Origin of the sequence: Methanohalobium sp. (genome assembly GCF_046546175.1) — an archaeon.
Lineage (GTDB): Archaea > Halobacteriota > Methanosarcinia > Methanosarcinales > Methanosarcinaceae > Methanohalobium.
In genome coordinates this window covers 1-11,088 of the sequence record NZ_JBKGYF010000058.1, presented here as the reverse complement: position 1 = coordinate 11,088, position 11,088 = coordinate 1, and the positions used below count along the sequence as shown (strand labels likewise).

Below are 11,088 nucleotides of genomic sequence, written 5' to 3'. Positions count from 1 at the left end.
AAAGAACCGCAAATCGTTCATGTGAATACTCAATCCAATCAGGGGTGAAATAATTGAGTAAAGTAAATATTATTGATTTATCAGGCAACGTTAAAGATGAAATAGATCTTCCACAAGTCTTTAATGAATCCTATAGACCAGACCTTATTAAAAAGGCAGTATTATCGTCACAGGCTAACAGACTCCAGCCCTATGGTCCACATGCACGGGCAGGTTTAAACACATCTGCAGTTTCATGGGGTTCGGGAAGAGGAGTCGCTATGGTACCCCGTCTCACAAACAGTAGCAGGGCGGCACGAGTACCACAATCTGTAGGCGGGAGACGTGCACATCCTCCAAAACCAGAAGCTGACAGAGCTGAAAAGATTAATAAAAAAGAGAGGAAACTTGCAATTCGTTCAGCCATCGCAGCTACAAGCAACCCGGAACTGGCGAAAAAACGGGGACATGTTTTTGATGTTGAGCTTCCAGTTGTCGCGGACGATAAACTGGAAGATCTGAGTAAAACAAAGGATGTTGTCAATTTCCTGGAAACAGCAGGTCTTTATGAAGACGTTATCCGTGCAAAAGAAGGCAAACATGTAAGAGCTGGTAAAGGAAAATCCAGAGGTAGAAAATATAGACAGAAGAAAAGTATCCTTGTCGTAGTAAGTGATACCAGTCCAGTTGTGAAAGCTGCAAGGAACTTACCAGGTGTTGATGTGGTAACAGTAGGTTCATTGAATGCAGAATTATTGGCACCAGGAACACACGCGGGACGCTTGACAGTCTGGACAGAATCAGCAATATCCAGTCTGGAGGGTATGTATAGATGAGTGTTATAGAAAATCCATTTGTTACTGAAAAAGCAATGATGCTTATGGAAGACAATAAATTGCAATTCCTTGTTGATCCCAGAGCAAATAAGCATCAGATTAAGAAAGAACTGGAAGAAATGTATGGATTTACAGTGGACAAAGTTCATACAATGACTACAATGAAAGGAACCAAAAAAGCGGTAGTGAAGTTTGAAGGAGAAGACGCTGCTCACGATATCTCAACCAGAATTGGATTGGTCTGAGGCGATATTATGGCAAAAAGGATAATATCTCAAAACAGAGGACGTGGTGGTCCAAATTATCGAGCACCATCTCATAGATATAAAGCATCATTAAAACATCCAAATATCGATGAAAATGAAACTTTGTATGGAACAGTTACAGATATAACTCATGACCCAGCTCGTTCTGCACCAATTGCAAGGGTAGAATTTGAAAATGGCGAAGAACGTTTGGTTCTGGCGCCGGAAGGTATCTCTGTAGGTGAAAACATAGCATGCGGTATCTCTGCGGAAATAAAACCTGGAAATGTGCTGCCATTATCCGATATTCCGGAAGGTGTACCGATTTGCAATATAGAATCTAAACCAAATGATGGCGGTTGTTTTGGACGTTCCTCTGGAACTTATGCAACACTTGTTTCTCATGAGAGAGGAAAGGCAATAGTTGAAATGCCATCCGGAGAACTGAAATGGTTTAATCCAAAATGCAGAGCAACAATCGGGATTGTTGCAGGTGGAGGAAGGGTTGATAAACCATTCCTTAAAGCTGGTAAAAAGTACAATAAACTAAAAACCAGAGCCCAAAAATACCCGCGTGTTTCTGGAGTTGCTATGAACGCAATAGACCATCCGTTTGGAGGAGGTAACAGGAAACATCCTGGAAAACCGACTACAGTTAGCAGAAACAGGCCACCTGGGCGAAAAGTGGGTCATATTGCATCACGCAGGACTGGTAAACGTTGATCTATTTTTAAGGAGGCGTATATATGGCTAAAAAATCATCAACAAGAGTTCCGAAACGAAAGGGTGAATTTAAGTTTCGTGGAAAGACTCTGGAAGAATTAAAAGAATTGACTATAGAGGAATTTGCTGAGTTGTTACCTGCAAGTCAACGTCGCAGTATCAGACGGGGTTTCACTGAAAACCAGAAGAAAATACTTCAGCAGTACAGAAACGGTGATGATAACGTTCGAACACATGACAGGAGTATGGTAATCCTCCCTGAAATGGTCAATAAGAACATAGAAGTGTATAATGGTACCAGGTTTGTGAAAATCCAGATTGTACCTGAAATGTTGGGTCACAGAATAGGTGAATTTGCAATGTCCAGAGGCGTTGTTAAACACGGTAGTGCAGGTGTAGGTGCAACCCGTTCGAGTAAATTCGTACCTCTCAAGTAAGGTGATATAAATGGCACGTATAAATTATTCCAAAGAATTTGACTCTGAAACAAGTGCAAAAGCAATGGGTTCAGAACTTCATATATCACCTAAGAGTTCACGAGAAATTACCAGAACTATAAAAGGAATGAAAACTGAAACTGCAAAACAGTACCTTGAGAATGTAATACAGTTCAAACAGGCAGTGCCTATGAAAAGGCACAATGACAGCTGTGGTCATAGGAAAGGTCCGATGGCAGAAGGACGTTATCCTGTAAAGGTAGCACGGGAAATTCTCAAGATAATCCAAAATGCGGAGAACAATGCTGAGTATAAAGGTCTAGAACCGGAAAACATGCGAATTGCACACATTTCCGCTAAAAGGGGCAGGGTAATTCAGGGAATGCGTCCAAGAGCACGAGGACGTGCAACACCTGAAAATACCGAAACAGTGAACATTGAAATGATTTTGAGTGAGGTGTGATTAAATAATGGCAATTGAGACTAAATTTGTCAGTGATGGGTATGTAAAGGCATCACTTGATGAATATTTCGCAAAACAGCTCAACAGAGCGGGTTATGGTGGAATGGAAATTAACCGTACACCTATGGGCACTCAGATTACAATATATGCTGAAAAACCAGGTATGGTAATCGGAAAAGGTGGAAAAGTAATCCGGAAATTGACCCGTGATGTGGATAAACTGTACAATATAGATAACCCACAAATTGATGCACAGGAAGTGAAAAAACCGGAATTAAATGCACAGATGATGGCAACCCGTCTTGCGTCATCAATTGAGCGCGGGTGGTACTTTAGAAAGGCTGGACATAATGCAGTAAGAGCAATCATGGGTGCTGGTGCTCTTGGATGCGAGATTATAATGTCTGGAAAACTGACAGGTCCAAGATCACGAGTCGAAAAATTGGTCAGAGGCTATATCAAACATGCAGGTAAGCCAGTAGATGACATTGTTGATGAAGGATTTGCTACAGCTGTTAAAAAGCTGGGTACTATCGGTTGTAAGGTGAGAATTATACATCCAGATGCGGTTTTACCTGATACTTTCAGATTGGCGGAAGTCGAGCCGGAAGAATTAGAAGAAGAGTTTGAAGAAGTGGAAGAGGAAACTAGGGAAACTGGTATTCAGGAACTTGTAGGAGAAGAATCTGCAGGTGAAGTTGCTGAGGCAGAATCCGGGTCAGAAGAAATTGAAGAGCCATCAGAAGAGGCAGGTATAGAACCAGAACCTGAATCTGAAACTGAAGAAGTTCCTGAATTTGGAACAGAATCAGAAGTATCTGAAGTATCAGAAACAAAGGGTTCTCAGTATGAGTGGGAAGAACGCCGGGAAGTAAATGGTGTCTGGCAACACAAACATGATGGGCATAATTACTGGCATCCGATGGCAAGAATTCACAGGGAGGAAAAATAAATGGCGATCCTGAGGAATAATGAAATCAGGAATATGAGCCCCCAAGAAAGAAAAGATGAAATAGAAAAATTTCAGAATGAACTTTCAAATGAAAAAGCTCTAACATCAGCAGGAGGTTCACCTGAAAACCCTGGAAGAATCGGTGAACTTAAACGAACTATTGCAAGGATAAAAACAATTCAACGTGAACTCAGGGAGATATAAATTGGAGAGAACTCCTTCAAATTTGATATATCATGAATTAATAGGACTTCCCGTTAAGGTGGTAGAATCCACAAATCCTTTGCTGGATAATATATGCGGCAGAGTTGAGGATGAAACACGGAACACGTTGATAATAGTGATAGAGAATGATAACAAAAAAATGGTTCCAAAGGTAAATGCAAATTTTGTCTTCAAAGTCTCAGTAGATTCTGGAGGCAAACGTTTAATTAAACATGTGAAAGTAAATGGAAATTTATTGCTCTCACAGCCTGAAAACAGAACCAAGAACATTAAAAAAATGTATTGAGGTAATATTCATGACCAAGGATATTGGATTGGATGTACAATCGCCATCTGAAGAATGTGATGACATAAACTGTCCTTTTCATGGTAATTTATCCGTACGAGGACAGGTCCTTGTAGGAACCGTGTTAAGTGACGACAGGGATAAAACAGTTACCATACAGCGAAAATATGAACGCCTGATCAAGAAATATCAGAGATATGAAAAGCGACAGTCAAAGATTTCTGCACATAATCCACCCTGCATTAATGCAAAAGAGGGTGATGTTGTAAAAATCGCAGAATGCCGTCCGCTGAGCAAAACCAAATCGTTTGTAGTAATTGAAGCGGGTGAACAAAAATGAGAGCCAGAAGATCAAAAATTCCAAGATCTTTGAATACTGGTGCAAATGTAGATTGTGTGGATAACACAGGCGCGAAAGTAGTGGAAATCATTTCTGTGAAAAATTACAGGGGTGTAAAGAGCAGACACCCTAAAGCAGGAATTGGTGATATGTGTGTTGTGTCTGTAAAAAAGGGAACCCCTGAAATGAAAAAACAGATATTGTATGCTGTAGTTGTTCGGCAAAAGAAGGAATATCGTCGACCGGATGGGATTCATCTTTCGTTTGAGGACAATGCAGTAATAATCACAGACCCGACCGGATTCCCAAAAGGGACCGACATCAAAGGTCCGGTTGCAAGAGAGGCAGCGGAAAGGTTCCCAAAGGTAGGAACAACAGCGTCTATAATAATTTGAGGTGTAATCAATGCCATCAAAACAGCCAAGGAAACAAAAGAAAGCTCGTTACACTGCTCCATTACATAAGAAACAAAAACTTATGGCGGCACCACTTTCAAATGAACTTCGTAATAAATACGGAACCAGAAGTGTAAATGTAATCGTTGGTGATACGGTAAAAGTTCTTAGAGGTGACTACGCATCCACTACAGGTAAAGTGGAAATTGTATCTCTAAATGATGGAGCGATTTTTATTGAAGGAGTCACTGTCCCAAAGGCGGATGGTACAGAGGTAGCAAGACCGGTGGACCCTTCAAACGTAATAATTACATCTCTCAATCTGGAAGATGAACATAGAAAATCAGTTATCAGTAAAAAAGGTTAAACTAAGGTGGTTATGTGGGAAAACATCAAAAAAGGATTTCTATCCCCAATAGTTGGAGGGTAGCAAAGAAATCTAATAAATGGATAACAACTACAAGCCCTGGACCCCATCATAAAAAGCAGAGTATTCCAATTTCTGTTGTACTCAGGGATATGTTGGGTTTTGTGGATAACCGCTCGGAAGCGAAAAGAGTATTATCACAGGGTAAAGTTCTGGTTGATGGGAAAGCAAGAAAAGATCTAAACTTCCCGGTAGGACTTTTCGATGTTATTACACTTCCTGAAATGAATGAATCATATCGATTATTAATCAATCAAAAAAGTAAATTAGTTCTTCAAAAACTGGAAGATGGCGAAGAAAACAAACTCTGTAAGATTAACGATAAATCAATGGTGAAAAACGGAGCAATACAGCTTAATCTTAGTGATGGAACCAATTTAATAGGTACAAATGATTATAATACCAAAGATTCAATTATTATAACAGTGCCTGATAAAAACATCGTAAAACATCTGGAATACAAGGAAGGAAACCTTGCAATAATAGTAGGTGGTAAACACACCGGTGAGGTAGGTACCATCAAGACTATCAACAAAACAAGGAGTTCTGAAAACAACACCGTGAAAATTTCAGGACTAAAGTATGATTTTGAAACCATCGAAGATTATGTAGTGGTTATTGGTGAAGACAAGCCTGAGATAAAACTGGGCGAATTAGGTGGTGAAACAAATGAGTAATTCTGACAACCCGATGAGGACTCCTAAAGTTGATAAAGTAGTTGTTCACATGGGTGTTGGAGAAAGTGGTCAAACACTGGTAAATGCTGAACAAATATTGGAAACAATTACAGGACAGGCCGGTGTAAGGACATATGCAAAAAAGACTCAACCGGCTTTCGGTATAAGAAAACGTGAACCAATCGGATGCAAAGTAACCCTGCGCGGAAAACGTGCGAAGGAATTTTTGAATACATCACTTGGTATAATAGGAAACAAACTAAATGAGTCGCAATTTGATGTGGCAGGCAACGTTGCATTTGGAATCGATGAACATACTGATTTCCCTGGTATGAGGTATGACCCAAATATTGGAATCTTTGGAATGGATGTCATGGTTGTTGTAACACGCCCTGGGTATAGAATAAAGGATAAAAGAATTGAAAACAGGAATATACCAGGTTCACATAAAATTACAAAGGACGATGCTATAGAATTCTTTAAAGATGAATACTCGGTGGAGGTGGTATAACGGTTAAGACCATGAATAATTTTGGAAGAGGAGCCAGCCAGTGTAAAAGATGTGGTAGAAAACAGGCTCTGGTGCGTAAATATGGAATACACATGTGCCGGCAGTGTTTCAGAGAAATGGCACATGACATGGGATTTGAAAAATATACCTGAGGAGGATAAAAATGGGATTATTGGATCCACTTGCTAATGCATTATCAACGATAAAAAATGCAGAAAGTATAGGTAAAGAATCCTGTACAATAGAACCTGCATCAAAATTAATTGGTAATGTATTGAAGGTAATGAAAGATTACGGATATGTAGATGAGTTTGAAATGATAGATGATGGCAAAGCAGGAATATACAATGTAAAATTAGCAGGAAGAATTAATAGGTGTGGAGCAATTAAACCACATTATTCAGTAAGAGTTGCTAATTTTGAAGACTGGGAAAAACAATTTTTACCAGGTAAGAATTTTGGCACACTGATTCTGACAACATCAAGAGGAGTAAAATCCCAGTATGAAGCACGTGATGAAAATGTCGGTGGTCAGCTCCTTGCTTATGTATATTGATTTCTGACATGGAGTGATGAAAATGGTAAAAGAACTCAGGACAACAATACCAATTCCTGAAGACATCACAGTTTCATTAGATGGAAAATATCTCACAGTAACAGGCCCAAAGGGTATGAATAAAAAATTTATGTGGTATCCAGGAGTGGTAATAAAACCCACTGATTCAGAAATAACCATTGATGCCTTATCCACAAGGAGAGATAAGAAGGCAATTATTGGTACTTTTGCTGCTCATGTACGTAATATGATAACAGGTGTTACGGATGGTTTTGAATACCGGATGAAAGTGGTGTATTCTCATTTTCCAATGCAGCTAAAAGTTGATGGAAACAAGTTTTTGATATCCAATTTTTTGGGTGAGAAAAAGCCACGTGTAGCAAATATTGTTGGAGATACTACTGTAAAGGTAGACGGTGATGAGATTGTTATCACTGGAATCAATAAGGAAGATGTAGGTCAAACCGCAGCTAATATTGAACAGACAACCAAGATTAACAGGTTTGACCCGCGTATATTCCAGGATGGAATCTACATTGTAGAGAAGGTATAAAGTAGGTGATCTTAAATGGCAAAAGAGAATGAACCAAATGTTGCTGAACTTAAAATGGATGAAGAGTCCAAACGGTTGTTTAATGTAAGGAAGGTTCAAAAAAGTAAAAAACCTGATTTTAGACGGGCAGATTCCCACCGAGTTTTACGTGTTCCACCCAGTTGGAGAAAACCAAAGGGGAAAAACAGTAAACTTCGCAAAAATATCAAGGCAAAAGGATCACTTGTTAAAGTAGGATATGGCAGTCCAGAAGTTGTAAAAGGTCTCCACCCGTCTGGGTACACCGAAGTTCTTGTAAAGAATCCTAAAGATGTAGAAAATGTTATTGATGCATCTACTGAAGCTATAAGAATAGGAAGAACAGTCGGTGCCAAAAAGAGATCCATGATTGAAGAAAAGGCATCAGAACTTGGTATCAAAGTTCTCAACCCAACCAGAGGTGAAGACTAATGGCGGATTTATCTAATCAGAAAAAACTTGCTGCTAAAATACTGGATTGTGGAGTTAATAGAGTATGGGTAAACCCTGAAGCTTCCGATGATGTAGCATCTGCTATCACAAGAGAAGATGTTCGTGAATTAGTAGAAAACGGCAATATTAAAGCACAACCAGTTAAAGGAGTAAGCAGAGGTCGTGCAAGAGAACGAGATGTAAAACGTAAATACGGACATCGTAAAGGATATGGATCAAGGAAAGGAAAGAAAGGAGCAAGAAATCCTGAAAAGGAACAATGGATGAAAAAAATCAGAGCGCTTCGTAAACGACTCAAAGAATTACGGGATGACGGAACTCTTGATAGAACTACATACTGTAAATTGTATCGTCAGGCAAAAGGAGGTCAGTTCCGTAGCACTACACATTTGGAATCACACCTTGGGGCCGAAAGAACTCGTTAATTGATTTGTTCATCTTTAAATAATTTATGAAGGAGGTATATCATGGCAACAGGACCCCGATATAAAGTCCCATTCAGAAGAAGAAGGGAAGGGCGCACAGATTATCATCAACGACTCAGGTTACTTTTATCAGACGAGGACCGTGTAGTTGTCCGAAAAAGTTCTAACAATATACAGATTCAGCTTATAACACCTGGACAAGATGGAGATAATGTAATATTATCAGCTTCATCTAATAAGCTTGAAAAATATGGTTATGAGGAATCTACTGGAAATACTACAGCAGCTTATCTCACAGGTTTACTGTTCGGTTTGAAAGCTCTTGATGAAGGATATGAAACAGGTGTACTGGACATTGGACTTCATTCTTCATCCACAGGATCCCGTATATATGCAAGTTTAAAAGGAATGGTAGATGCAGGTATGGATATTCCGCATAACCCATCGATATTCCCGTCAGATGAGCGCATAAGAGGAGAACATGTGGCAGAATATGTGGAATCTTCCAATCTGCCTGAACAGTTTGATGCAACAAAAGAAAAAATTTATTCCGAATTCAGTTAAGGTGATTAAATGGATAATGAAAATGATGAATGGGTTCCACAGACTAAACTTGGAAAATTGGTTCAGGATGGGCAGATTTCAACCATGGATGAAGCAATTGACTCAGGGTTGCCTATAAGAGAAGTAAATGTGGTAGATACCCTTCTCCCTGATCTTGAAGATGAAGTTCTTGATATCAATATGGTACAGAGGATGACTGATTCGGGTCGGCGTGTAAAATTCAGAGCCACCGTAATAGTGGGTAATGGTAATGGTTACGTTGGATTCGGTCAGGCTAAAGATGGCCAGGTAGGTCCAGCCATCAGAAAAGCTATAGATACTGCAAAAATTAATGTTACCCGTATAAACCGTGGCTGCGGTTCATGGGAATGTGGTTGCGGACGTGCTCATACAGTACCTACAGAGGTAGAAGGTAAAGCAGGGAGTGTAAAAGTAGTCCTGAAACCAGCTCCAAGAGGTCTTGGGTTGGCTGCAGGAGAAACAGCTATAAAAGTTCTGGAAAAAGCGGGCATTAAAGATGTATGGACCAGAACAGAAGGTAAAACCCGCACAACTTTGAATTTTGCAAAGGCAACATTCAATGCTCTTACTCAAACGAATACTATTAAGTATCCTTTAAATTATGATGAAGCGGAGGTTTTAGATGTACGCAGTGGTGAGATTGAGGGGTAATGTAAGTGTAAAATATACCGTTGAAGATACCCTGCAAATGCTTCGTTTAAATAAGGTAAATCATTGTATAGTATTGGACGAAAATCCATACAATCTCGGAATGGTACAAAAGGTAAAAGATTATGTTGCATATGGTACTATTAACTCTGATACATTAACAAATTTGCTGGAAAAACGTGGCAAAATTGAGGGTGGAGTTCAACTTACTGATGAATATGTTGCAGAAAACACAGAATATGATTCAATCGCCTCTTTCGCAGAAGCAGTATGCAATAATGAAGCTACATTAAAAGATGTGCCTAAACTTAAACCTGTATTGAGGTTGCATCCACCAAGAAAAGGGCACCGTGGAATTAAGAAAACTGTACAGCAAAGAGGCGAACTGGGTAATCATGGAGAAAATATCAATGCACTATTGCATAAGATGAGGTAAGTGATACTATGTCCAAAACAAAAACAAAAAAATACAGGGGTTCACGTACCTATGGAGGAGGCACCAGTAAAAATCGGCGCGGTGCCGGAAATCGCGGTGGACGCGGTAATGCTGGTGCACGTAAACATAATGTCACAAGGTCAATGAAACGTGGACAAACATTTGGTAAATATGGGTTCGAAGTTCCTAAAAAGAAGGATATATACAAAGAATCAATAGTAAATGTCGGGGAACTGGACGAACTCATAGAACAACTTGTCGATGATGGAGTTGCTGAAAAAAAGGAAGGAGCCTATCATATAAACCTTGATAGTCTGGAAATAAATAAAGTTCTTGGGGCAGGAAACGTAACAAAAACCCTAGTAGTTACTGCACGTAAATTTTCCAACGCTGCAAAGGATAAAATTGAAAGTTCCAATGGTACCTGTATAGAATCAAAATAATCATATATGTGGTAATGAATTGAGTAATATAACTCGTTAATAGGTTTTTAAAAAGGGTGTAATTAAATGAGTCTCAGGGAGAACTTGGAACCAATTTTTAGCAGGTTACCAGCCGTTTCTAGTCCAGAAGGGCACGTTCATTTTAAAACAAAACTAATGTGGACACTGGGCATTTTGGTTCTCTATTTTGTGTTAACAAACGTGCCTTTGTTTGGCTTGTCGGCGGATTCGATAGATTTGTTTGAATCATACAGAGCATTCTTTGCCGGTGCATCTGGTTCATTAGTGATGCTTGGTATTGGACCGATTGTGACAGCATCCATTGTACTGCAATTGCTTGTTGGAGCTGACGTAGTTAAGCTTGATTTATCCAATCCGGAAGATCAGGCGCTTTTTCAGGGTGCACAGAAGCTTCTGGTAATTGTAATGATAATACTTCAAACATTGCCTCAAATATTTGGTGGTTTCATCCAGC

At 39.5% G+C, this 11,088-nt stretch carries 22 protein-coding genes and 1 pseudogene; all 23 read left to right on the top strand.

The genetic code is table 11. The annotated features are described in order from the left end of the window. Positions 1-53 precede the first annotated feature (53 nt). Positions 54-815, top strand: a complete 762-nt coding sequence (gene rpl4p / locus ACLFMM_RS07120) for a 50S ribosomal protein L4 (RefSeq protein ID WP_410808032.1) — start codon at positions 54-56, stop codon at positions 813-815. Next, positions 812-1,060 carry a 50S ribosomal protein L23 gene (locus tag ACLFMM_RS07115; protein WP_410808031.1) on the top strand — a complete coding sequence of 83 codons (249 nt, stop codon included), beginning with the start codon at positions 812-814 and terminating at the stop codon, positions 1,058-1,060. The genes rpl4p and ACLFMM_RS07115 overlap by 4 nt, the downstream gene beginning before the upstream one ends. 9 nt (positions 1,061-1,069) lie before the next feature. Beyond that, complete coding sequence (locus tag ACLFMM_RS07110; RefSeq protein ID WP_410808030.1) at positions 1,070-1,783, top strand: 50S ribosomal protein L2; 714 nt, start codon at positions 1,070-1,072, stop codon at positions 1,781-1,783. A 23-nt stretch (positions 1,784-1,806) separates the two neighbouring features. After that, a complete protein-coding gene (locus ACLFMM_RS07105; RefSeq protein WP_410808029.1) occupies positions 1,807-2,220 on the top strand; it encodes a 30S ribosomal protein S19 in 414 nt (137 codons plus the stop codon). Positions 2,221-2,230: 10 nt separating this feature from the next. Continuing rightward, on the top strand, positions 2,231-2,683 hold the full coding sequence (locus tag ACLFMM_RS07100) for a 50S ribosomal protein L22 (protein ID WP_410808028.1): 453 nt from the start codon (positions 2,231-2,233) through the stop codon (positions 2,681-2,683). Positions 2,684-2,690: 7 nt separating this feature from the next. Beyond that, positions 2,691-3,635, top strand: a complete 945-nt coding sequence (locus ACLFMM_RS07095; protein ID WP_410808027.1) for a 30S ribosomal protein S3 — start codon at positions 2,691-2,693, stop codon at positions 3,633-3,635. Then, positions 3,636-3,839, top strand: coding sequence for a 50S ribosomal protein L29 (rpmC, locus tag ACLFMM_RS07090; protein ID WP_410808026.1), 204 nt, complete (start codon positions 3,636-3,638; stop codon positions 3,837-3,839). It begins immediately after the preceding gene. A gap of 1 nt (position 3,840) precedes the next feature. Beyond that, positions 3,841-4,146, top strand: a complete 306-nt coding sequence (gene rnp1, locus ACLFMM_RS07085; protein WP_410808025.1) for a ribonuclease P protein component 1 — start codon at positions 3,841-3,843, stop codon at positions 4,144-4,146. Between the two features lie 10 nt (positions 4,147-4,156). Further along, positions 4,157-4,486 (top strand): 30S ribosomal protein S17, encoded by a 330-nt coding sequence (locus ACLFMM_RS07080; RefSeq protein WP_410808024.1) that lies wholly within the window; start codon positions 4,157-4,159, stop codon positions 4,484-4,486. Beyond that, positions 4,483-4,881 carry a 50S ribosomal protein L14 gene (locus ACLFMM_RS07075; RefSeq protein ID WP_410808023.1) on the top strand — a complete coding sequence of 133 codons (399 nt, stop codon included), beginning with the start codon at positions 4,483-4,485 and terminating at the stop codon, positions 4,879-4,881. The genes ACLFMM_RS07080 and ACLFMM_RS07075 overlap by 4 nt, the downstream gene beginning before the upstream one ends. Positions 4,882-4,891: 10 nt before the next feature. Beyond that, positions 4,892-5,248, top strand: coding sequence for a 50S ribosomal protein L24 (gene rplX / locus ACLFMM_RS07070; RefSeq protein ID WP_410808022.1), 357 nt, complete (start codon positions 4,892-4,894; stop codon positions 5,246-5,248). Positions 5,249-5,262: 14 nt separating this feature from the next. Next, positions 5,263-5,985: a 30S ribosomal protein S4e gene (locus ACLFMM_RS07065; protein ID WP_410808021.1), complete on the top strand. Its 723-nt coding sequence runs from the start codon at positions 5,263-5,265 to the stop codon at positions 5,983-5,985. A gap of 13 nt (positions 5,986-5,998) precedes the next feature. Further along, positions 5,999-6,496, top strand: coding sequence for a 50S ribosomal protein L5 (locus ACLFMM_RS07060; RefSeq protein WP_410808033.1), 498 nt, complete (start codon positions 5,999-6,001; stop codon positions 6,494-6,496). A gap of 11 nt (positions 6,497-6,507) precedes the next feature. Then, positions 6,508-6,648, top strand: a complete 141-nt coding sequence (locus ACLFMM_RS07055) for a 30S ribosomal protein S14 (RefSeq protein WP_410808020.1) — start codon at positions 6,508-6,510, stop codon at positions 6,646-6,648. A gap of 11 nt (positions 6,649-6,659) precedes the next feature. After that, a complete protein-coding gene (locus tag ACLFMM_RS07050) occupies positions 6,660-7,052 on the top strand; it encodes a 30S ribosomal protein S8 (protein ID WP_410808019.1) in 393 nt (130 codons plus the stop codon). 22 nt (positions 7,053-7,074) lie between these two features. Beyond that, the gene (locus ACLFMM_RS07045) at positions 7,075-7,605 is read left to right on the top strand and encodes a 50S ribosomal protein L6 (RefSeq protein ID WP_410808018.1); all 531 of its coding nucleotides are present in this window, start codon (positions 7,075-7,077) and stop codon (positions 7,603-7,605) included. Positions 7,606-7,620: 15 nt separating this feature from the next. Further along, positions 7,621-8,055: a 50S ribosomal protein L32e gene (locus tag ACLFMM_RS07040; RefSeq protein WP_410808017.1), complete on the top strand. Its 435-nt coding sequence runs from the start codon at positions 7,621-7,623 to the stop codon at positions 8,053-8,055. Then, complete coding sequence (locus ACLFMM_RS07035) at positions 8,055-8,501, top strand: 50S ribosomal protein L19e (RefSeq protein ID WP_410808016.1); 447 nt, start codon at positions 8,055-8,057, stop codon at positions 8,499-8,501. The genes ACLFMM_RS07040 and ACLFMM_RS07035 overlap by 1 nt, the downstream gene beginning before the upstream one ends. Positions 8,502-8,543: 42 nt before the next feature. Then, positions 8,544-9,065 (top strand): 50S ribosomal protein L18, encoded by a 522-nt coding sequence (locus tag ACLFMM_RS07030; protein WP_410808015.1) that lies wholly within the window; start codon positions 8,544-8,546, stop codon positions 9,063-9,065. Positions 9,066-9,074: 9 nt separating this feature from the next. Then, positions 9,075-9,737, top strand: coding sequence for a 30S ribosomal protein S5 (locus ACLFMM_RS07025; RefSeq protein WP_410808014.1), 663 nt, complete (start codon positions 9,075-9,077; stop codon positions 9,735-9,737). After that, positions 9,709-10,170, top strand: coding sequence for a 50S ribosomal protein L30 (locus tag ACLFMM_RS07020; protein WP_410808013.1), 462 nt, complete (start codon positions 9,709-9,711; stop codon positions 10,168-10,170). Before ACLFMM_RS07025 ends, ACLFMM_RS07020 begins: the two co-directional genes overlap by 29 nt. A gap of 8 nt (positions 10,171-10,178) precedes the next feature. Next, positions 10,179-10,613, top strand: a complete 435-nt coding sequence (locus ACLFMM_RS07015; RefSeq protein WP_410808012.1) for an uL15m family ribosomal protein — start codon at positions 10,179-10,181, stop codon at positions 10,611-10,613. 66 nt (positions 10,614-10,679) lie between these two features. Then, positions 10,680-11,088 (top strand): annotated as a pseudogene (locus ACLFMM_RS07010) (preprotein translocase subunit SecY); the annotation flags it as partial.

What these genes read in the sequence shown, in the direction of transcription:
- ACLFMM_RS07050 (WP_410808019.1), top strand. Translation starts at nt 6,660, where the DNA reads ATGGGATTATTGGATCCACTTGCTAATGCATTATCAACGATAAAAAAT.
- ACLFMM_RS07115 (WP_410808031.1), top strand. Translation starts at nt 812, where the DNA reads ATGAGTGTTATAGAAAATCCATTTGTTACTGAAAAAGCAATGATGCTT.
- ACLFMM_RS07030 (WP_410808015.1), top strand. Translation starts at nt 8,544, where the DNA reads ATGGCAACAGGACCCCGATATAAAGTCCCATTCAGAAGAAGAAGGGAA.
- ACLFMM_RS07015 (WP_410808012.1), top strand. Translation starts at nt 10,179, where the DNA reads ATGTCCAAAACAAAAACAAAAAAATACAGGGGTTCACGTACCTATGGA.
- rplX (WP_410808022.1), top strand. Translation starts at nt 4,892, where the DNA reads ATGCCATCAAAACAGCCAAGGAAACAAAAGAAAGCTCGTTACACTGCT.
- ACLFMM_RS07075 (WP_410808023.1), top strand. Translation starts at nt 4,483, where the DNA reads ATGAGAGCCAGAAGATCAAAAATTCCAAGATCTTTGAATACTGGTGCA.
- ACLFMM_RS07095 (WP_410808027.1), top strand. Translation starts at nt 2,691, where the DNA reads ATGGCAATTGAGACTAAATTTGTCAGTGATGGGTATGTAAAGGCATCA.
- ACLFMM_RS07025 (WP_410808014.1), top strand. Translation starts at nt 9,075, where the DNA reads ATGGATAATGAAAATGATGAATGGGTTCCACAGACTAAACTTGGAAAA.
- ACLFMM_RS07055 (WP_410808020.1), top strand. Translation starts at nt 6,508, where the DNA reads ATGAATAATTTTGGAAGAGGAGCCAGCCAGTGTAAAAGATGTGGTAGA.
- ACLFMM_RS07040 (WP_410808017.1), top strand. Translation starts at nt 7,621, where the DNA reads ATGGCAAAAGAGAATGAACCAAATGTTGCTGAACTTAAAATGGATGAA.
- ACLFMM_RS07110 (WP_410808030.1), top strand. Translation starts at nt 1,070, where the DNA reads ATGGCAAAAAGGATAATATCTCAAAACAGAGGACGTGGTGGTCCAAAT.
- ACLFMM_RS07100 (WP_410808028.1), top strand. Translation starts at nt 2,231, where the DNA reads ATGGCACGTATAAATTATTCCAAAGAATTTGACTCTGAAACAAGTGCA.
- ACLFMM_RS07105 (WP_410808029.1), top strand. Translation starts at nt 1,807, where the DNA reads ATGGCTAAAAAATCATCAACAAGAGTTCCGAAACGAAAGGGTGAATTT.
- ACLFMM_RS07045 (WP_410808018.1), top strand. Translation starts at nt 7,075, where the DNA reads ATGGTAAAAGAACTCAGGACAACAATACCAATTCCTGAAGACATCACA.
- ACLFMM_RS07080 (WP_410808024.1), top strand. Translation starts at nt 4,157, where the DNA reads ATGACCAAGGATATTGGATTGGATGTACAATCGCCATCTGAAGAATGT.
- ACLFMM_RS07060 (WP_410808033.1), top strand. Translation starts at nt 5,999, where the DNA reads ATGAGGACTCCTAAAGTTGATAAAGTAGTTGTTCACATGGGTGTTGGA.
- rpmC (WP_410808026.1), top strand. Translation starts at nt 3,636, where the DNA reads ATGGCGATCCTGAGGAATAATGAAATCAGGAATATGAGCCCCCAAGAA.
- ACLFMM_RS07020 (WP_410808013.1), top strand. Translation starts at nt 9,709, where the DNA reads ATGTACGCAGTGGTGAGATTGAGGGGTAATGTAAGTGTAAAATATACC.
- ACLFMM_RS07035 (WP_410808016.1), top strand. Translation starts at nt 8,055, where the DNA reads ATGGCGGATTTATCTAATCAGAAAAAACTTGCTGCTAAAATACTGGAT.